Below are 21,281 nucleotides of genomic sequence, written 5' to 3' on the forward strand. Positions count from 1 at the left end.
TAATGGATAATAAGGAGATGACAGCCGATCTGGTCAACGAAAATGAGGCCGTTTTTGAGCAGCTGTTCAAAAAACATTTTAGGGAACTCCATGCATATTCTTTCTCGTTATTGAAGGACTGGGATGTGGCGGAAGAGATTGTGCAATCGCTGTTCCTTAAACTCTGGGAAAAAAACGAATGGTCGCATATACAAACATCCATTAAATCGTACCTGTACAAATCGGTATATCACGAAAGTCTGAACTACATCAGGCGACAAAAAGTTCAATTAAAATATCAAACCTCAACAGCGTATGCCATGAAGAACGATACAGATGATGCGGCAGGCAAACTAAAAATGAGCGAACTGGAGCACCATTTAAACAATGCCCTGGGTAAATTACCCGAAAAATGCCGGGCTATATTTCAGCTCAGCCGTTTCCAGGAATTAAAATACCAGGAGATAGCTAATCAGCTGGATATATCCATCAAAACTGTAGAAACCCACATGGGCAAGGCGCTGCGGATATTAAGAAAAGAAATGAAGGAATTTTTACCACTTATTGCATTTATGCTATTTAATATGTTTAGATCATGAAACAGGATATGAGCGAAGATATACTGATCAAATATATTTTGGGAGAGGCAAGCACCCATGAAGGGGAGGAGATTGAAACCTGGAAGAGTGCCAATCATGCCAATGCCAAAAAGTTTGAGGAGGTAAAAATTATCCTGGAAACCGGTAAACGACTGGCAGAGGTTAGTCCGCTGAGTGAGGCCGATGCCTGGGAGAAATTTAAGGAAATAAGAGCGACAGCCCAACGGGAGCCCGCCAAAGTAGTTTCGATAAACAGGAGTACTGACACTAACTGGCTGCGCATAGCCGCGGCCGCGATATTGGTAATAGGCGGCGGATGGATAGGTTATTACCTGTACCAGCAAAACGCCGCTACCCAGGTGGTGAACATTCAGGCCAATAACCAGGTGAGGGTTGATACCTTGCCCGATGGCTCGGTGGTGCATTTGAACAAAAACTCGGGTATCAGCTATGTTGGTGCTTTTAAATCAAAACGTGAGATCACCCTTACCGGCGAGGCATTTTTTGATGTGAAGCACAATGAGGCAGCCCCCTTTACCGTGCACGTGAATGATGTTACCATAAAAGATATAGGTACGGCCTTTAACGTAAAAAGCAAGCAGCGCAACACCCAGATCATAGTAGAGAGCGGGATTGTACAAGTGACCCGGAGCAACAACGCGATAAGGTTAACCCGTAATCAAATGGTGAGCATCAATCCCGAAGATAAACAACTGAAGGTTCAAAAAAGCACCGACGATCTGTATGGCTATTACAAGAACCCGGTATTCAACGCCAATAATATACCGCTGTGGCGCCTGGCCAATGTATTGAACGAAGCTTACGGCGTAAATATCAGAATTGAGAAGGCTGCCTTGCGCAATATCCCTATCACCATCACCATTAAATGGTCCGAGCCCCTAAGCAATGCATTGAATGCCATAAAAGGCACAACCCCTGCTATGAATATCATAGAAGTAGGAAATAATGTCATTATCAGATAATAAAAGAGGCTGTATCATCAATCATGACCGGCCTCTTTTTTCTTTGATCTGTCCGGATACGCAGTGTTATAAAAAGTGGGTTTACATGGTTTACACTTTTTATGGTTTACATTATTTTAACTAATTGTAAAACAAATAGTTATGTATTTTTTTAATCATTTAATGGGTTTACAGTGTAAACCCAACTTTATACTTCGTTGGTTCAAGTGGTCATGCCTGAATAGACTGAAAATATAAAAAAAGGTGTCACCCTGAGCCTCGTCGAAGGGTAGAGCGCAGAGGTCTACCCACCATGCTTCGACGGGCTCAGCATGACAGCCGAAAAAAAAGCCAAAGCCCTGTGCGATTCCTTTCCTCGGGAAGGGGGGGAAGGGGTTTATGGAACAGGATAATCATCGCGCGTAGAAACCACTCCGCCGGTTCAAGCGTCCACGCTTGAACCCATACTTAAGTAAGCGTCTACGCTTACAGTTATTAAAAAGTAAGCGTGGACGCTTACCTAAAATAATATCCAGGCGTAGACGCCTGGATTGGCGAATTTTTCGGAAGATTGTTGGTTCGGCTAAAGCCAGCAAATGATTCCATTATCCGTCCCATTTATGGGACGGCAATGAATAGAAGACGAACTGATTTACCTTTGAAATCCGTTGGTTTTAACCAACGGATTTCAGTATGATAAGCTACTGGCTTTAGCCAAAAAACGGTCAATTTAATTGACAATGCCGCCTCTTTTTTACCCCTATTCTTTTAACCGTAGAGACGCATCAAATGCGTCTCTTTTTTACTACCAAACAAATTGCAGCCCGCCGGTTACGCCGATACTTAGGGTGGTGATATTATTATCACTACCGATATGTTTGCTCAGCTCCCAGCCATGTACTTGGGCATCGTCATTCGGATCGGAGCCGGTGATATCAAAGGTTGGGCCAGCAAATAGGCGTAACAGTTTAGTAAGCTTGTAGCCTGGTAGCAACTTAAAGGATTGGGTTTGATAAAATTTCTTTTTGGTATCGGTAATAAGCTCTACTGTATATTCGCCGTTTAAGGAGAATTTGGAATGGTTGATGATATGCGCGCCAAAACCCAGGTCAAATGCATATTTGGATGACGCATCGCCAAATTTATAACCCGCACCAATCAAGCCATACATCACCCTGCCACCCGAGCGGAAATCAAGATGGGTGAACAGATTTTCATCGGTACTGATGGCCAGGCTTTTTTCGCCGTTTTTAATAAAGTTTAGGATGCCGATGGGGTAGTCGCTGCTATCGGCTACGTTAAATAAAAACCCAAACTGAAAACCTTTCACCTTTTTGGCTACGTTGAAAAGACCCGCCATTTGTGAGCCCGTTTGCCCGGTCGACCAATTGAAAAGCCCGGCAAACTGCACACCACTTGCTTGCTGCCCGGTATTAAAAAGCCCTGCCACCTGTACACCACCGGTAAAATTCTTTACGTTATTAAACAGCCCTGCCATTTGAAAGCCCTTTGCCTCCTGATCCAGGTTGGCTATACCAGCCACCTGCGCGCCTTTAAATTTATTAGTTCTGTTGCCAATACCAGCCACCTGCATACCGCTTGAGTTGTTGAGCACATTGTTGTAGATGCCGGCTATCTCAAAACCGCTCAGGCTGCCGCCAACCACGTTAAATATTCCAGCCAGCTGAAAACCGTTCACATCTTTGCGATTGATATTAAATATCCCGGCTGCTTCAACGCCATTAATACCGGCAGTATAGCCACCCAGAAGATTATAGGAAACTTTGTCGATGATCTGGCTGTTATACATACCATGCGTACTCAGGCCTGGCACCAGCGAAACCTGGTAGGGGCTTGTGGCAAAAAAGTTGCCCAGGTTCATACCTTGCACCAGTTGTTTTGAGCTGATAAAGAAACGGGCAAAACGGCTATGCTCCACACCATTTCCCGAACCTTCGTCGGGGTAATATTTATAATTCTTGTTATTATGTTTGGAGTCTACGTTTACTACCGGCAATATATAAAGGGCGGTATCGCGGTATTCCTCCTTGCTTACACTTAAGGAAAGGGCGCCGTTCGCGTTTTTAAGCTTGAGCTCAAAGTAACCCTTGTCATTAGTTAAAGTTGATACCAGCTGATTTTTTTCATAAACGCTGGCCCGTGCTATAGCTTTCTGCCCCGAAACATCATTTACATAACCTTTAACTATCGCGAATTCCTTATCTACCTCGGCAGTGATATACAATCTGCCCGGTGCATGTCGTAATACAATATATCCGGGTACCTCTTTAAATTCATAGCTATCACCCAATAATTTATCCAGCAGGCTAAAAAGTGTTCCGCGATAACCCGCCACAGATACCATGCTATCGGCCGGGATGGTTTTGTTGTTGTAGGCAAAATAAAAGTTGCCTTTACTGGCAATCTTATCCAGCACGCTGCCCATGCGCTGCTGTTTGATCTCGCCGATGGAGATCTCTTTCATCAGGTTATTCTGAGCATAAAGTTTGGTGCAAAAAAGCGCGGGTATAAGAAGCGCGAAGCCGCGGGTGATTAGTTTTTGGTTGATGGTCATTAATTTATAGATGCTTTGTGTGTATAACGCGTCCGTTTTATGAGCCGGTTTAGGCTACATAAAGCATGGCGCATATGATAACACGCTCAAGGGCTTTTACCCTTACCCTGTTTTTAAATTATTTTAGAAGCTATTTAAAATTTAATTCTTCTTAAATGTAGAGACGCATAATTGCGTCTCCCGCTTACAAAGGCGGTTAAATGTTTTGCAAAGCGGCTTGTCCTGAGGGAGACGCAATTATGCGTCTCTACATAATTTTTTTTAAATCAAATTTAAAAAGCTTCTTAGGTTAGATCCCAATTCTGCTAAATAGTGACAGAATTTTTTTTCAAGGTATTTGATTACGGCAAAATTAACCATTTTATTCCCTAAATGTCAGTCCATTGTAAGTAATAATAAAATATTGATTTTTATTTTGAAATGATCGTTTCAAAATACTTATCTTTGATTCAACATTTCAAAACAAGAATCTTAAACATTAAAAAAATGAATAATTTAACAAACAAAGTTGCCGTAGTTACAGGTGGTAACAGCGGTATTGGATATGCAGCCGCAAAAGAACTGATAGCACAAGGTGCAACTGTAGTTATTACCGGTCGTAACCGGACATCTGTTGAAAAAGCAGCCGAAGAATTGGGCGCCACAGGCATCGTATCTGACCAAAGCAAAATTGACCAGATAGATAATTTAGCACAGGCCGTTAAAGACCAGTTTGGTAAAGTTGACATCCTGTTCCTGAACGCAGGTATAGCCGCTTTTAGTCCGGTTGAAACCGCTACCGAAGAACATTATGACAGCATCATGAACCTGAATGTAAAAGGCGTTTATTTTACTGTTCAAAAATTTATCCCTTTACTCAATGATGGTGCTTCCGTTATATTCAATACTTCTGTAAATGCCGTTTTAGGTGTGGCCGATAGTAGTGTTTATGCAGCCAGCAAAGCCGCTGTATTGTCATTTAACAAAGTATTGGCCCGCGAATTGGCATCACGTAAAATCAGGGTAAACGCTATTTCTCCCGGCCCGGTTGCAACCCCGTTGTATGATAAATTAGGTTTAGAGCAGGAGCAGGTTGATGGGTTCGGCGCGGCTTTAAGTCAAAAAATATTATTTAACCGCTTTGCACAACCAGAAGAAATTGCCAATGTGGTACGGTTCCTGGCTTCAGACGATGCTTCATTTATTACAGGTACCGAAATTACTGTTGATGGCGGCTTAACAGTGAACGCGATTATGTACTAAAAAAATTTGCACGCAATTGAAACGATTGTTTCAAATAAGTTAAATTTATTAACTTTGCCTTATTGCCAGAGGTTGTTTATCCAAAGGGGTAAATAGCATCTGGCAATGGACATTAAAATTGTTGATCATGGCACGTAAGAAAGATTTTGATGAGGATGAACTGCTTGGGAAAGCGGCAGAGCTTTTTTGGAGAAAGGGGTATAATGGCACCTCGGCACAGGATTTGGTCGATTGTTTGAACATCAATCGGTCGAGCTTGTACAATACCTATACTGATAAAAGAACGCTGTTTAAAAAATCCTTGTCGCTATATCAAACCCAGCAAACCGGGGCCATGTTGAGTATGCTCGCTAAAGCCACAAACCCCGAAGCTACCGTTAAACAAATTTTTGACGGTTTGATCAAAGAGAGTGCGGAAGACCGGCTTTTAAAAGGCTGTTTCATGGTAAATACTGCTGTTGAACTGGCTGGGCAGGATAAAGAAATAGGCGATATGGTAAATAACAATAACCTGAGCGTGGAAGATGCCTTAACCAAACTGATAGAGAGCGGACAGCAACAAGGCCAGTTTTCGACTCAAAAAACAGCCCGTACATTGGCCCGGTTTATTTTTGCCAATATCACCGGGATAAAGGTAGCCGCGAGGACAGGTGCCGATGAGCAGACACTCCGCGATATTGCTGATGTGGCTATTTCATCTTTAAAATAATAGACAAGAGCAAATAAAAAAAGCCGGGCCATTTTAAATGGTCCGGCTTTTACTATGTAACTAAATCATTTTTTTAAATAACGATCCACGCTCCAATAATAAACCGGGACGGTGGCCAGTAAAAGTGCCGCGGCACTATCGGCAAATACCGAATAATTAAAAGGTATCCTTGGACCAACAAAAACGGCCATACATAAGGCAAAGACCAAGGTAAGCGCGAAGCTACCCAGCGCGGTTAGTTTTGTTTTGTACCCGATGATCAATAAAACGCCAAATAAAGCTTCGGCAATGGTAGCCAGTAAGGCCATGATACCCGCAGCTGATTTGTCCAAAAACGGGAGCAGAGTATTGGTATAAGCTACAAAATTGGCCCAGTTGCCCCAGGCATTACCGTGTACACCGGCTTCGCCCAATACGCCCAGTCTGTCTAATACAGGGAGGATAAAACCAATACCAAGGGCCTGACGTAAAAATAACTGCGGTATTTTAGCTGTGTTATTCATGATGATAGTATGTTAAGGTACTGGTAAAGTTAGATAACATTTATATACCCAAAGGCTTTACGTAATTAGACCTTTAAAATTGACATACTTGTGGCAACAGCTATTGTATTAAAGTGACATCATCGTATTTCCCGATTAAAGCAGTTGTACGATCAATTGTTAATTTTTCATCTTAAACAATTAATTAATATATGATTAACCCCCTGATAGTATTACCTGCTTAGCTTTGCCGCTGAATTAAAAAGAAACTGTAATTTTATTTATAGTAATAGTAGAGCGCTGGATGGCAGCATGCTGAAGGTTCGAATCCTTCCTCTACGTCTGATCCCATTTTATTTAACCAGCTATGAATTACCCTGTAATCGCATTGATCATTTTATTGGCGCTGGGAATTATTGGTTTACTGGCCTGGAAAAATCAAAAGGATAAGAAAAAGATAGAGAAGGAAATGAATCGTTCCGAGATCAGGCCCGAAAAACATAACGAGAATAAATCAGACGCCTGAACGCTATAAGATCTTCCAGAACCGGTTTCCCCGCCATATTGAATTGTTATTTCAATGTTTCCTTAATGTAATCTGCCTATTTGTTAACATTAAGGTTACATTAAAATGTTTTCTTTGTTTGCTATGCTTGATAGCGAGTTAATGCCCTGTTTAATACTATGATCACCCATTCAATTTTAATGTATGGTTAGCATTTATGCCCGGCCCTCGCAACTCATATGGGTACTGCTTTGGGCTTTTTTATGTTTAAACATAACCGCCGGTGCCCAATCCGAAAAAAACGCACAGTTTCAGCAATTACAATCATTGGGGCAACCGCATCCCGATTCGGCGCTTATTGAGCTAAAAAAGGCCCATGCTAAAGCCGTTCAGGATAATGATAACCTGGCAGCTGGCAGGATTTTGCAGCAAATGGGGCAAATTTGTTTTAACCAGGGACATTATGCACAGGCCCTGGATTTTTATTTACATGCCGATAAGGTATTCGCGCAGGAAAGCAACAAGGATCTATTGGCCGGGAATATGGGTAAAATGGGCATCCTGTATTATTATAACAAGCAATCGGATAAGGCATTTCAGCTGTATAATAAGGCCCTGGCTCTTTACCGGTCTACCGGGAATAAAAAGGGGCAGGCCGAAATATTTGGCGCTATAGGGCATCTGTATGAGAAACATCATCGGTACGACAGCTCTTTTTATTACCAGCATTTAGCCTTGCGTACCTATAACCAGATAGGAGATAACTATGGACAGGCAAAAATATATGAAAACCTGGGCAGCATCCACGAAGACCTGGCCAATTACGATTCATCTTACTCCTGTTTTAAGGAATCGCTGAAGATATACCAACAACATCATGATGAAGTGGCCAGTATTGAAGTGATTAATAACATTGGTGATATTTTGCGTAAAACGGGCAAGTATGCGCAGGGAATTGAACAATCGCGCCTGGCTTATGCCTTGTCGGTAAAAAACGATAACCTGTATCAGCTTGCTGCGGCTTGCCGCGATCTGGGTAAGGGTTATCAATTGCTTCACCAAATGGATAGTGCCTATCATTACCTGGAACTGAGCCGTAAATATTCGCTTGAAGTATATTCCAGGGAGAGCCTCAAGCAAACTTCCTTTTTACAAGTGTTGTATGATATGGATAAAAAGAGCGATGAAATTACAAGGCTCAATAATATCCGTAAAATCAACCAGATAGTTACCATAGCAATAATTACCATTGTACTGTTGCTGATTGTTCTGGGATTGGTAACGTTTAGTCGTCAGCGGTTAAAGATCAGGGATCAGCGTGCTTTGGCCGAACAGAACAAATCGATATTTGAGGCCCAGCATGAATTGATGCAGCTTGAATTGAAAAACAAACAACTGGAAGAAGAAAGCTTGAAACAGCAACTGGAGCTTAAAAGCCAGGAGCTTTCAACCCATACTTTAAACCTGATCAAAAATAACCAGTTGCTGGAAAATATGCGGAATACATTGCAGGACATGGTGAAGGAAGATAAGCGCGATCAGAAGAAACAAATGCAGCAGATCATCCAGCAAATAAACCAGAGTTTTAACCACGAGCAGCAATGGAAAGAATTTACCCTTGCCTTTGAACAGGTACACCAGCGGTTTTTTGATAAACTGAAACTGCACAGCAATGATCTTACATCAACAGATATGAGGCTGATCGCATTGCTTAAGGTAAATATGGATTCCAAAGATATTGCAGGCTTATTAGGTATCTCCAATGATAGCCTGCGTGTTGCCCGTTATCGTCTGCGTAAAAAACTCAACCTGGAGCAGGGTGATAACCTTTCCACCTTTATACAAGCGCTTTAATAAGTCTGAAGTCTTGAGGCTTAAGTCAAAAGATGTTCGGCTTACGACTTTAGATTCATTATTCCTGACTTAAGACTCCAGACTCGGAACTTAAGACTTTAGGATGCTTAACATTGGCTTAATGTAACGGTAAACTAATGATAATGGAGGTTTTGTTATTTAGTATATAATTGATAATGAGTTGTTTGTAATTTTTTGTTGCCCTTCCGTATACGTTGCTTGTAACGGTGTTTCCTTTTTGTAACGGCAAATATTAATAAGCATATAGATGGTTTAAACACCTTTGTCCCGTCAAAAAAAAATCAAACACAATTTGTATCAAACATTCACAAAATGAATAAATATTTACAAACCTTATTATTCCTGCTGTTATGCGTTACCGCAGCTAACGCTACAAAACTAAAGGGCCATGTTTACGACCGTAAAACCGGCGAACCCATGGTAGGAGCCACCGTTAGTCTGGATAAAACCAATAAAGCAACCACCACCGGCCTGGATGGTTCATTCGAATTAAAAGATGTACCCAAAGGAATATTTAATCTCCGGATTTCCTATGTTATGTATCAAACGGTGATACAGGAAGTGGATATTGAAAAAGAAGATAACCCTCATCTGAAAATTTACCTCGAAGAAGCTGGTAAGGCCTTGCAGGAGGTAACTATATCTACCAAAAAGAATGCAGCTTCCGAGAATACCGCCAGAAGGTTGGAACAACAGTCGACCCAAGTGATGAATGTGGTATCGGGCAAGGCTATTGAAATTTCACCCGATTTGACGGTAGCCAATGTAATTGCCCGCGTATCAGGTGTATCGGTTGAGCGTAATAGTAACGGCGATGGACAGTACGCCATTTTAAGGGGTATGGATAAACGCTATAACTATACCCTGGTTAACGGCGTGAAGATCCCGAGCCCGGATAATAAATACCGTTACGTTCCGCTTGATATTTTCCCGTCCGATCTGCTGGACCGCCTGGAGGTATATAAAACCCTGACACCCAATATGGAGGGTGATGCGGTTGGTGGCGCCGTTAACATGGTGATGAAAGATGCTCCGGACCGCCTTACGGTGAACGCCAATATAGCCGGAGGTTATAGCCAGTTGTTTATTGACCGTAAATTTATGAGTTATGATTACTCTGGTATCAACTACAAATCGCCTTCAGAAATAAACGGCAAAACCTACCAGGCCACCCAAAACGATTTTTCAAAAGGTACATTAAGCTATGCCTTAAAACATCCGGCCCCGAATGTGGTGGGTAGCTTAACCCTGGGACAACGCTTTTTTGATAATAAATTAGGCGTACTCGTGGCCGGGAGCTACCAAAATACTTACAGGGGTAGTAATAGTACATTTTTTAGTTCGCAAGTTGTTAATACAGACAAATTTGCCTCCATTACCAGTAGAAGCGACAGGCAGTATTCGGAACAACAAAAACGTTACGGCCTGTTCTCCAAGGTTGATTATGTGATTGACAACCGAAATAAATTGAGCTTATTTAATACCTATGTGAACCTGACTAACATACAGGTTCGCGATGAGGTTTCAACCAGCTTTGCAACTGGTTATGAACCTGATAAAGGTAATGCGCAGTTAGGTTATTCAACCCGTAGCCGATTAACCGAGCAACAGATTTATAATGGTATGTTACGAGGCGATCATAAATTGTTTGATGATAAATTAAAAATACAATGGTCGGCAGTGTATTCATCAGCCGAAAACGAAGTGCCTGATAATACGACCATTAGTCTGAACGGTGTGCGCGAAAATTTTGTTAGCAGACCTACGTTCCTCACTAATGGCACTTCACTTACCCATCGCTGGGAACGTAATACCGATGAAGATAAAGCAGGTTACCTCGACCTGACATACACTGCTCCGGTTGCGGGTGTTAATGTCGATTTTTCTGCAGGTGGTTTATACCGCGATAAACAACGTAGCAGCTTTTACAATAATTATGCACTTACTGCCACCAACCCCGATTTGGAATATGGTAAGGATTTTCAAAACTATACCGACTTATCTTTTAACGTAACCAATCCAACCGGTGCGGTAAACAATCCCCTAACCTATGATGCTTCTGAAAAAATAAGTGCAGGATATGGTATGTTTAAATTCACAACCAAAACCGTACAGGTAGTAGGTGGTGCAAGGGTTGAGCATACCGACCAGGGTTATAATATGCTTTTCCCGCAAGGTGAACCACGCCCACAGGGTAGCCAGGTTTATACTGATGTGTTGCCAAGTGTTACTTTTAAATATTTTTTAACGGATAAAGAACAGCTTCACGCATCTTATTTCAGATCTGTTAACCGGCCTGGTTTTTATGAGATAGTACCCAGCAAAATAGTAAATGAAGAATATGAGGAACGCGGTAATCCTGATTTGAAACGCGCCATCGCCGATAACTTTGATTTAAGATATGAGCTCTTCCCCAATGCCTCTACGCAATTACTGGTTGGTGGCTTTTATAAAACCATTAAGGATCCTATCGAGTATATTTTTAAACCGGATGCTACACGTGGACAGGATATATATTATACCCCGGGTAATTTTGGCACGGCGCACAACTATGGTTTGGAACTTGATTTTATCAAATTCTTTAACAAGTTTGGTGTAAAGGCCAATTATACCTATACCCACTCACGCATTACTACTCCTAAAAATTCCAGATACATTGATGCCAACGGCAATCCCCAACTTGAATCTGTAAACCAGACGAGACCACTTTACGGACAATCGGAGCATATTGCCAATGTTTCCCTTTTATATAAGGATACAAAAAAAGGTTGGGATGCACAGTTATCTGCGGCTTATACAGGCCCAAGGATCAATACAGTATCTCAATTCCTTGACAATGACCTGTGGCAAAAAGGTTTTATACAAATGGATGCCTCTGCCGAAAAAAGATTTAAAAGCGGCATAAGCGTTTTTGTAAAAGCGGGTAACTTATTAAATACACCTAACAAATTATTTATTAAAGGCACCAATCCGGCTAATGCGAATGTAGAAGGGGTAGATGAATCAAACGGCCATACTTTAATTCGCAGCGATTATTACAAACAGACATACCTGATCGGTGTGCGCTATAAACTTTAAAACATTAATCATTTTAATCAAAAATAAGATGAACTTAAAACCAATATTTACAGCACTGCTATTATCGGCCATGGCCATTAGCGGTTGCAGAAAAGCCAATCTGGATGTTGATACCAGCTCTGGCGACGGTTCGGCCCTGGGTGAAATATCAGGCGTATGGGCAAAGGGTAGTACGCAGGTTATCAAAGGAGATGTAATCATACCCGAAGGGAAATCACTGATCATTGAAGAGGGAGTAACTGTATTGATGGATACAGTGGCCAAACCCGAATTTATAGTAAAAGGTAATCTATATTCGAGGGGTACCGCTGAGAACCCGATAAGATTTACGGTGAATGATGCCTATAAAACTGATGCCAAAAAGTTTGGGAAACTGTGGGGCGGTATACTGGCAGCTAAAACCTGTCAGGAACTGGTTTTGGATCATACCATATTGGAGTACGGCGGCAATACCACGTCAGATGCCTCAACTTCGGTGAAACAGGGTTTGTATAAAGCTGTTGCGGGAGAAAATGTACCGGCCTTATGGTTTTCTAATGTTAACGGTAAATTGATCGTGGTTAACTCCATTGTCCGTAATTTTCAGGAAGATTGTACCTATATCGAAGGCGGTCAGATCATTTTTGCCAATAATACTTTCTATACAACCGGTGTAACCGGTGGCGAGGCTATGAACTTTAAATCGGGCTGTTTGGCCGATGTGGGTTTTAACCTGGTATATAGTGCTAATACTAACGCCCTTAAATTATCAAACTCCGGCGACCGTAACCCGCAAGCCTATATCATCGCGTACAACAATACTATGGTGAATACCGGCTGGCGCAGACCATCTGCCAAGGGGGGCTCTGTCTGGTTAGAAAATACAGTACACGCCGATTTATATAACAACCTGTTTGCCAATACCCGTTTTGGTATAAAAAGAGATACCAAAGCTCCGGAAGATAAACGTTCGGTGATCAGCAATAACCTTTATTATGGTTATGATCAAACCACGGTAAATCAGTTCCAGCCATCAAAAGATATCGTTGCTGGTGTAAACGATATCATCAGCACCAAAGCCGGTGATAACGACCCTAAGTTTGTGAACTACCCGGAATCAACCCCGGTATTAAACGCGGTATTTAACACCGCCTGGGATTTTCATTTGCAAAGCGGTTCGCCAGCCTTAAATCATGGCATAACCAACTTTACCCGCCACCATGCGGCAGGTATTACAGTAAATGGGGTAACCTATGTTTCTCCGGATCCTGCTACTTACATCGGCGCTTTCGGAACAAAATAAATAAACAAGAAAATCTATGGCCCTGCTTATGCAGGGCATTTTTAATATGATTAATGAATAAATTAAACACTCTTTTATTGGCATCACTGGGCATCATGCTGTTTAATACAGCCTGTGGTCAGGGCCAGGTACGTGATCACAAGGGAAATATGATGCCTGCAATTTCATCGCAGGCTATAAAACCCGTTATTATTACTGAACCAGTATTGTTTGATACCGATGACCCGGCAATATGGATAAATCCTGCAGATCCGGCTCAAAGCTTGATCATCGGTACGGATAAAAACAGCGAAGGGGCACTTTATGTATTTGACCTGCAGGGGAAAATTGTGAAAGATAAAGTGGTGCGCGGCTTAAAACGACCAAACAATGTGGATCTGGCTTATGGTTTAAAGCTGGGGGGCAAGCCTACCGATATTGCTATTACTACCGAACGTATGACCCATAAGCTGCGGATATTTTCCCTGCCGGATATGAAACCGGTGGATAACGGCGGTATTGATGTGTTTGTAGGTGAAACGGGTTTCGAGTACCGCGACCTGATGGGTATATCTATCTACACAGCAAAAAATGGTAAAATGTACGCGGTGGTTGGTCGCAAAAATGGCCCCAAAGATGGAGGCTATATATGGCAGTATTTGCTGGAAGACGATGGCACCGGAAATGTTAAAGCAAGCCTGGTACGCAAGTTTGGTAAATACAGCGGTAAAAAAGAGATCGAGGCGATAGCGGTAGATAATGAGCTGGGTTATATTTACTATTCAGACGAACAGGTTGGTGTACGCCAATACTATGCCGATCCGGAAAAAGGGGATAAAGAACTGGCTATATTTGGTACATCTGGTTTTGAGGCCGATCATGAAGGGATCTCTATTTATAAACTAACAGACAAAACAGGTTATATCCTGGTATCTGATCAGGGGGCCAACCGTTTCCAGATCTTTAGTCGGGAAGGAACTAAAGCTAAGCCCTTTGAACATAAGCTGGTAAAAATTGCCAATGTTGCTGCCCAGCAAAGTGATGGTTCTGATGTAGTGGCCACACCGCTTAATGCTACTTTTAAACACGGCATTTTTGTGGTAATGAGTAATGATAAAACTTTCCACTATTATCGCTGGGAAGATATTGCGGGTAAAGATTTAAAGATTAAAGCAACCGGAACTAATTAATCCCGGCGTTAATCATCAATAATAAAAGGTCGTTCTGAGAAATCTCAGGGCGACCTTTTTTGTTTTACTGAAAGCTTTATAGTAGCATTGCTGCGACGTAAAAGTTGTTTAAACTCGCAAATAAAATGCTAAAAATATTAGTATTTTAATAAAATTTAATATAGGTTTGTATCACGGAATCGGGGCTAATATCAGGCCTCATAACGATCATAAAACGTTATATGAAAATTGAGGATAAGATATACGGTAGTTTTGAAGTTGGGCCAGTGCTGGAAGAATTGATCTTGTCGGCACCTGTGCAGCGGTTGAAAAACATTCACCAGGGTGGAGCGATATTTTTGGTAAACCCGGCTTTAAACCAAACCCGCTATGCACATTCTGTTGGTGTGCTTTACCTGGTAAAACATTTTGGTGGAGGTATCGAAGAGCAAATAGCTGCCTTACTGCATGATGTTTCGCATACCGCTTTTTCGCATGTGGCAGATTATGTGTTTGAAAATATCAATGAAGATTATCATGAAACCATATTCGATGAGGTGATCAACCGCTCAGAAATTCCTCTCATCCTCAAAAAATATGGCTTTAACAGTACTACCTTATTTAAGCAGGCCCATACCATTCTGGAGCAACCACTTCCTGCCCTTTGTGCCGACCGGGTAGATTATACGCTGAGAGATTTATATCAGGCTGATTTTATAGGACTAACCGAGATCCGGAATTTTATCAGTGAGCTCACCATTCAGGATGGTTGCATGGTAGTCAAGTCCGAAGCAGCAGGTGATTGGATCAAAAATCAGTTTCGGCGTTTAAATGAAGCTTACTTTAAAAAGCCGGAGCATGTATACGCCAACCTGAAACTGGCCGAACTTATTAAAGACGCCCTGGCCCAGGGGATGCTTCAAAAAAACGATCTTTTACGGGATGATTTTCAGGTATTGCGTAAATTAAATACACATAAGGTCATGAGCCAGCGATTAAATGACATCGAAAACCTGGTACATTTTAAACAATTTGCAAATAAAGGGGCAACTGAACGATTTAAGCAGAGATCACTGCATCCTTTGGTCATGGTTTAAAAAACGTTTGCAATAAGAAATAAATACAACCTAAACTTTATACAAAAAACAAGCCTGGAGATTTCTTCGGGCTTGTTCCAAAATTGTATGAGACCCTTATTAGCTTTCAGAAGATCTTTATGCTTATTGCAAAAGATTTATACCGATGTTTTAAAAAGGTCAAAAAAAAAGAACCCTTCCTGAAAAGGGTCCTTATACTAACCACTTAATCAACCATACCCAGGTCTCACTCCGGATAACAGCCAAATTTTTAATTACCAGTCTTTAGGGGGGCTGGTATTTTTGCGTAATAACAGTGTTATAACCCATCTAACACATAAGTGAATGTAAATCAAAAAGATGTGATCTTGTATTTTTAATGTTACACAAACGTTTGCGTAAATTAATGGCTAATGAAAAAATAGTTAAAGTCGGTATCAGTAAAATTTAGTCATAGCTGTTAGGAATTGAAACTATTAGTCAGTAAACTCATTAAAACAGAGTTATTTGCGTGTGGATTTTAATAAAGAGTAATTATACGGAAGGAACCATCACACAAACGTTTGTGTGATGGTTTCATATTAAGATACTTTATTAAGTTTTTTGATAAGTATTCTTCGCTGCGGGTGTATTTATACAAACAAAATTAGCGATTCGATAATTAACTATATTTTTTTTAAAATACTGTATTTGTATATTTTATTGTGTTTTAAACAGTTAAATGGTTTTGTTTCCTTATAGGCAAATAGAAGTTAATTTTTAATTTATTATTAATTGTATATTTAACAGTATACAACCTTAAACTTTATATGAATACTTTACACCATTCTCGCGAGATGTTATATGATCAGTTTAGTGTAGGTAACTGGCTCCAAAACCTACTTTTTTATTCCATGATCACTACTTTAATAATTATTAATCTTTATTTCATTAAGAAGAAGAGTGTTTCTAACAGAAAAGCTGCTTTACCGTCGCGTTTGAATGCCGACGAACTTCTTCAAATATTATCTTCGTCTGTCAATGAAATTGCCATTGCGATCTATTCAACTGAAGATATTATCATTGAATTTGCTAATGACGAAATGATGCGTTTTTGGGGTGAAAATCACAGTGTGACCGGTAAACCCATGAAAGAAGAGCTTACCGGGTTAAAAGTCCCATCTTTTTTGAGTAATCTTAAATCTGTTTGGGCAACAGGTGAGAATTTGAAGAATAAAGATATGCTTTATTTTCTTGAAATAAATGGGGTACAGCAACCAGGCTATTTTGATGTTGAGTACAGGACGATAAAGGATCGCACAGGTAAAACGCTTTATCTCATTCATACGGTTACTAATGTCACAGAGAATCATCTGAAACATGAAGCCCTAAGGCAAAACATCAATGCTCTAAAAGCTGATCTGATCGCTTTAAAGCAAGAGCTGATGCATACAGGAGAGGAGTTAGAGCTTTCCTATGTCAATACAGATAGATCCAACAATATGTTGTTAGAAGCGCTGGATTGCTTTAGCACAAAAATAGAACTTGCCAGTACTGGATATTGGTCGGTAAACCTACAAACACAGGAGTTTTCACTTTCTGAAAACGGGAAGGTCATATATGGAGTCCCAAAGGGAGCAAAATTAACGCTGGCAGATGGGTTAAGGATGATCGATAAGGAGAATCAAAGTGAAGTTATTGATGCCATTGAAGACACTATAAAAAATGGCACACGCTACGTAAAAAATTACAAGATCAATCCATTGGATGGCAGCGAACCAAAATGGGTGAAGAGTTCTGGTAAGGCCCATTATAATGAAGATGGAATCGCATTGGCTTTGTCGGGGAGTTTCCTGTTGACCCAAAGTTAACTGGCCAATAAAATCAAATACGCTCGCTTTCTGCAAAAGAATGCCGAATCGCTTAGCGGTAAGGGCATAGGCAGGCCATCAATGATGGTAAGCCCGGATTGGACTAAACTTCCATCTGGCAGCACAGACCTTACTACCCAGTTAAGTGGTGTTATGATGATTGAAGCCGCTGCAAAACTAAAGGCCGAGGGAAAAATTCAATAAATGTATATTGCTGTGTTATGCAAAAGAGTAATTACAATTTTTGATCAACAGATATAATCAACTATTTTTAAAGAATGAGAAACTCAGCTAAAAGCATTTTAAATATAGTATTGATTGTTTTGCTTGCATCAACTGTGGGTAAAAGTCAAACAACAACGGCTTATACAAAATATGTAAACACCTTTATTGGCTCAGAAGGAGTTACTGATCCTAAAGTTCTGGGTTATGAATTGCCAAAAGGTTGGAGGGCGTGGTCGGGACTTACCTTTCCTGGTAGTTCTTTACCCAACGCCATGGTGCAATTAAGCCCGATGACAAAATTTCAGCCTGCCGGTGCCGGATATGAATATGAGGATTCGGTTATTGTGGGTTTCACACATACCAATAAAGGCCATTGGAATTTTGGTAATATCCCCATCCTGCCCCTTTCAGATCCGGGCGCTCAATTTGGTTCAAGATTTACGCACAAAAAGGAAAACGCCTCCCCGGGTTTTTACCAGGTATACCTGGATGATTACCATGTTAACGTAAGTTTGACATCTACGTTAAGATGTGGCTATCATCGATATGAGTATAAAAACAACGCGGACAGGCAAATACTTTTTGACTTGTCAAAAGCGCTTAGCCGCGTATCAACCTGGAAGATTGAACAGGCTGGGGACTTTGCTTTACAGGGTTTTCAGAGCGGTGAAAACGTTTATTTTTATGCCACTCTAAATACCAAAATTGAAAAATTAGAAAAGAAAGATGAAGGACAACATACAGGCTTTGCTATAGTTCATTTAGCTAATGGTAGTACAGGGCCCGTTGAACTTAAAATAGGGTTGTCATTTGTGAGTGTAGAAAATGCGAAACAAAACCTGGAAAAAGAAATAGGCAATAAAACATTTGACGTCATTCGCAAAGAAGCAAACCAGAAATGGGAAACGCTATTGTCATCTATCCAGGTAAAAGGCGGAACCTATAAACAAAAACAAATGTTTTATTCATGCTTTTACAGATCATTTCTGTGGCCGGCATTGCGCAGTGATGTAAACGGAGAGTTTACAGATATCAAGAAAAATGTAGTAAAAACTGGGATTACTTACTACACAGAACCCTCGTTATGGGATACCTATCGTAATAAGGATGTACTTTTAGGTCTTATAAGTCCTGATGTTACGCTAAACGTTATTAAATCACTGAAAGATAAGGGCGATAAAACAGGCTTTATACCCACTTTTTTTCATGGTGATCACGCTGCATCATCTATTGCAGGGGCCTATCTCAGGGGGATCGACAACTTCGATATTAAAGGCACCTATCAGTTACTGCTAAGAAATGCCAATATAGAAGGAGGGACACGCCCATTTATAGCTGAATATATTAAAAAAGGATATATAGCTGACCCCGATGTTGAGAACCCCAATGTAGAAACCAAAGGCAAAGCAGGAGTATCAAAAACCCTGGAATATTCTTACGATGATTACTCTGTTGCCCAAATTGCTAAAAAATTAGGCGATACAGCCAATTATAGAATCTTGATGGCAAGATCCAGAAATTATAAGAATGTATTTGATCCGTCTACAAAATTTATGAGAGGCAGGTTAGAAAATGGGGAATGGGTAAAAAACTTTAACCCTCAATATCCTTACTATGAATATATGTACAGGGAGGCAAATGCCTGGCAAGTATCTTTTTTTGCACCCCATGATATGCCCGGATTGATTAAACTATACGGCGGATCAAAGAATTTTGAAGCAAAGCTAGATTCGTTTTTTACCGTGCCATGGAATCCTAAGTACATTGCCAGAAATGTAGAAACTATGGTGGGGCAATATTGTCAGGGTAACCAGCCAGATCATGAGGCGCCTTTTGCCTACTATTTTGTTGGCAAACCATGGAAATCGCAGAAGATCATTGATCATATATTAAATAATTTATATGGCATAGGTAGCAGAGGGCTGGAGCTTAGCGGAATGGATGATGCGGGTGAAATGTCGTCCTGGTATGTATTCAGTGCATTGGGCCTTTATCCATTTTCAGCTACCGATCCAGAGTATCTGGTAACAGTTCCGCTTTTTGACGAAATAAAATGGAAAACAAACACAGGCAAAATGTTAACCATAATAAAATCCGGAAAGGGGCGAACTTTAACATCCATAAAAGTAAGCGGAAAGGAAAATAAAGGTTATTTCGTAAAAAATAGTTTGTTTACTACTGGTGGCAGTATTGAGATTATTACAAAATAATTAAATTATATAGCCATTTCAGAGCTTGATGTATTGGTCAATAATGCATCCGCAATAAACCTTGGGTTAAATGACCTTTTCCAAACTAATTATTTTCTGCAACAAAGGGTATCCCTTTAAGGATACCCTTTGGAAATAAAGTGTTGATTGGTTTAAATATGCAGCGATCTTTTGCGCAAGTAAGCTAAAAGCTCTTTGGGTCTGTCAGTTTGTATTATGGTTGCACCATGTGCTATTAACCAATCCCAACTGTCTTTAGTGTTCGACTCGTCTACGGCTACATCATCGGCATGGCCGCCGTTTAGCGAAGGCCACAAAGAGTTGATCCAGATTTTTGCTCCCTTGTTTTTGATAAAGGCATTATCGGTTAAAATGCCTGAAGTGTCTTTTTGAAATATCAGCTCAAAGGCTACGGGTTTCATCCAGGTTTGGTAATCATCAATAATTTGTTTTGCTGTGGGTTTATCCAGGCTAACTACCGCCATAAAAGTAATACTGTCTAAAATAGGAGCATACCTGGTATGCAGATCCTGGTACGGAATATCTGTTTTAAAAATGGCCTGTTGCAGGGTGCCAGTTTTTTTCAGTACCTGATAAGCCTCATTGTAATAAGGTAAACTTTTATCCAGGTTTACCAATACCTTTCCTTTAGCCAGCTGCATTACCTCTTCAAGGGTTGGTATAGTATGTTTGGTTATCACGCCCAGGCCGTTCCGTAAATGAAATTGTTTTAATTGGGCCAGCGTATAATCTGATGGTTTTCCTTTGCCATCTGTCGTGCGGTCAATAGTGTTATCATGCATAACCACAATAATACTATCGCTGGTTTTGTTCAGATCGATCTCAATACAATCAACACCCATTTCAATAGCCAATTGATAGGCCCTCAAGGAATTTTCGGGGGCATTACGCCAGTCGCCGCGGTGTGCGGTTACCAGAACCTTTGTTTCTTTGGGATTGTGTAATTGTTTAATGATCTGTGCTACCTGGGCATGTAAAGCCAGGCTGCTGCAAACTAACAGTGCCGATAAAATAGTATTCCGTAATTGTTTCATAAATAGTATTTAAAATGTGGAAAGGACTGCAGCCCGTTCCGTTATAAATTCATTAATAACCAGGATTTTGTGTAAAGCCCGATTTGTTGGTTGATATGTCCAGCTCTGATTGTAGTATAGGATAAAGCACCAGGCAAAAGTGTGCTGGCGTTCAACCTTTGACCGTGCTGCATTTAAATATATACAGGCATCGGTTGAGTATCCGGTTTCATTCTATCAGTAACACGTCGGCGTAAGCTTGCGAGAAAAATTAATGCCCCGGCTTTTTAGTCGGCGATGCAGAAATGCAAGCACTGATTCATCATTATCTAATATGACATCACCTGTTAAAAGCGATAAAAAATGTCCTGTAAAATATATTCAACATCCTGTTCCGACGGTAGGCGGCGATAGGCAACCACATATAGTTCTTTCCAAAATCTGCCATAT

At 40.7% G+C, this 21,281-nt stretch carries 15 protein-coding genes; 12 read left to right on the plus strand and 3 right to left on the minus strand.

Translation table 11 applies throughout. From position 1 onward, the window contains the following. Positions 1–2: 2 nt before the first annotated feature. Positions 3–578, plus strand: coding sequence for an RNA polymerase sigma-70 factor (locus AC57BQ_RS01115; RefSeq protein ID WP_496404517.1), 576 nt, complete (start codon positions 3–5; stop codon positions 576–578). After that, the gene (locus AC57BQ_RS01120; protein ID WP_496404518.1) at positions 575–1,561 is read left to right on the plus strand and encodes a FecR family protein; all 987 of its coding nucleotides are present in this window, start codon (positions 575–577) and stop codon (positions 1,559–1,561) included. Before AC57BQ_RS01115 ends, AC57BQ_RS01120 begins: the two co-directional genes overlap by 4 nt. 784 nt (positions 1,562–2,345) lie before the next feature. On the opposite strand, the gene AC57BQ_RS01125 is transcribed toward AC57BQ_RS01120, so the two are convergent. Then, positions 2,346–4,115 carry a peptidase associated/transthyretin-like domain-containing protein gene (locus AC57BQ_RS01125; protein WP_496404519.1) on the minus strand — a complete coding sequence of 590 codons (1,770 nt, stop codon included), beginning with the start codon at positions 4,113–4,115 and terminating at the stop codon, positions 2,346–2,348. A gap of 486 nt (positions 4,116–4,601) precedes the next feature. Between AC57BQ_RS01125 and AC57BQ_RS01130 the strand changes: the two genes are divergently transcribed. Together AC57BQ_RS01130 and AC57BQ_RS01135 are read left to right on the plus strand one after the other, a co-directional pair. Beyond that, positions 4,602–5,357, plus strand: a complete 756-nt coding sequence (locus AC57BQ_RS01130; RefSeq protein ID WP_496404520.1) for an SDR family oxidoreductase — start codon at positions 4,602–4,604, stop codon at positions 5,355–5,357. A 127-nt stretch (positions 5,358–5,484) separates the two neighbouring features. Continuing rightward, a complete protein-coding gene (locus tag AC57BQ_RS01135; protein ID WP_496404521.1) occupies positions 5,485–6,066 on the plus strand; it encodes a TetR/AcrR family transcriptional regulator in 582 nt (193 codons plus the stop codon). 65 nt (positions 6,067–6,131) lie between these two features. On the opposite strand, the gene AC57BQ_RS01140 is transcribed toward AC57BQ_RS01135, so the two are convergent. Further along, entirely contained in the window at positions 6,132–6,569 is a 438-nt protein-coding gene (locus tag AC57BQ_RS01140; RefSeq protein WP_496404522.1) for a TQO small subunit DoxD, read from the minus strand. A 346-nt stretch (positions 6,570–6,915) separates the two neighbouring features. Between AC57BQ_RS01140 and AC57BQ_RS01145 the strand changes: the two genes are divergently transcribed. The 8 genes from AC57BQ_RS01145 to AC57BQ_RS01180 all read left to right on the plus strand — a co-directional run bounded on the left by AC57BQ_RS01145 (position 6,916) and on the right by AC57BQ_RS01180 (position 19,797). After that, the gene (locus AC57BQ_RS01145; RefSeq protein WP_496404523.1) at positions 6,916–7,074 is read left to right on the plus strand and encodes a hypothetical protein; all 159 of its coding nucleotides are present in this window, start codon (positions 6,916–6,918) and stop codon (positions 7,072–7,074) included. Positions 7,075–7,257: 183 nt separating this feature from the next. Further along, entirely contained in the window at positions 7,258–8,907 is a 1,650-nt protein-coding gene (locus AC57BQ_RS01150) for a tetratricopeptide repeat protein (RefSeq protein ID WP_496404524.1), read from the plus strand. Between the two features lie 333 nt (positions 8,908–9,240). Beyond that, complete coding sequence (locus AC57BQ_RS01155) at positions 9,241–12,006, plus strand: TonB-dependent receptor (RefSeq protein ID WP_496404525.1); 2,766 nt, start codon at positions 9,241–9,243, stop codon at positions 12,004–12,006. 28 nt (positions 12,007–12,034) lie between these two features. After that, the gene (locus AC57BQ_RS01160) at positions 12,035–13,288 is read left to right on the plus strand and encodes a beta-helix domain-containing protein (RefSeq protein ID WP_496404526.1); all 1,254 of its coding nucleotides are present in this window, start codon (positions 12,035–12,037) and stop codon (positions 13,286–13,288) included. A gap of 53 nt (positions 13,289–13,341) precedes the next feature. Continuing rightward, entirely contained in the window at positions 13,342–14,457 is a 1,116-nt protein-coding gene (locus tag AC57BQ_RS01165; protein WP_496404527.1) for a phytase, read from the plus strand. A 221-nt stretch (positions 14,458–14,678) separates the two neighbouring features. Next, complete coding sequence (locus tag AC57BQ_RS01170; RefSeq protein ID WP_496404528.1) at positions 14,679–15,533, plus strand: HD domain-containing protein; 855 nt, start codon at positions 14,679–14,681, stop codon at positions 15,531–15,533. 872 nt (positions 15,534–16,405) lie between these two features. Next, positions 16,406–17,362 (plus strand): PAS domain-containing protein, encoded by a 957-nt coding sequence (locus AC57BQ_RS01175; RefSeq protein WP_496404529.1) that lies wholly within the window; start codon positions 16,406–16,408, stop codon positions 17,360–17,362. Positions 17,363–17,640: 278 nt separating this feature from the next. Then, the gene (locus tag AC57BQ_RS01180; protein WP_496404530.1) at positions 17,641–19,797 is read left to right on the plus strand and encodes a GH92 family glycosyl hydrolase; all 2,157 of its coding nucleotides are present in this window, start codon (positions 17,641–17,643) and stop codon (positions 19,795–19,797) included. 152 nt (positions 19,798–19,949) lie between these two features. On the opposite strand, the gene AC57BQ_RS01185 is transcribed toward AC57BQ_RS01180, so the two are convergent. Next, positions 19,950–20,852: a glycerophosphodiester phosphodiesterase family protein gene (locus AC57BQ_RS01185; RefSeq protein WP_496404531.1), complete on the minus strand. Its 903-nt coding sequence runs from the start codon at positions 20,850–20,852 to the stop codon at positions 19,950–19,952. Positions 20,853–21,281 lie beyond the last annotated feature (429 nt).

This window comes from Mucilaginibacter sp. BGA-UO-ETr-C110, assembly GCF_059567985.1.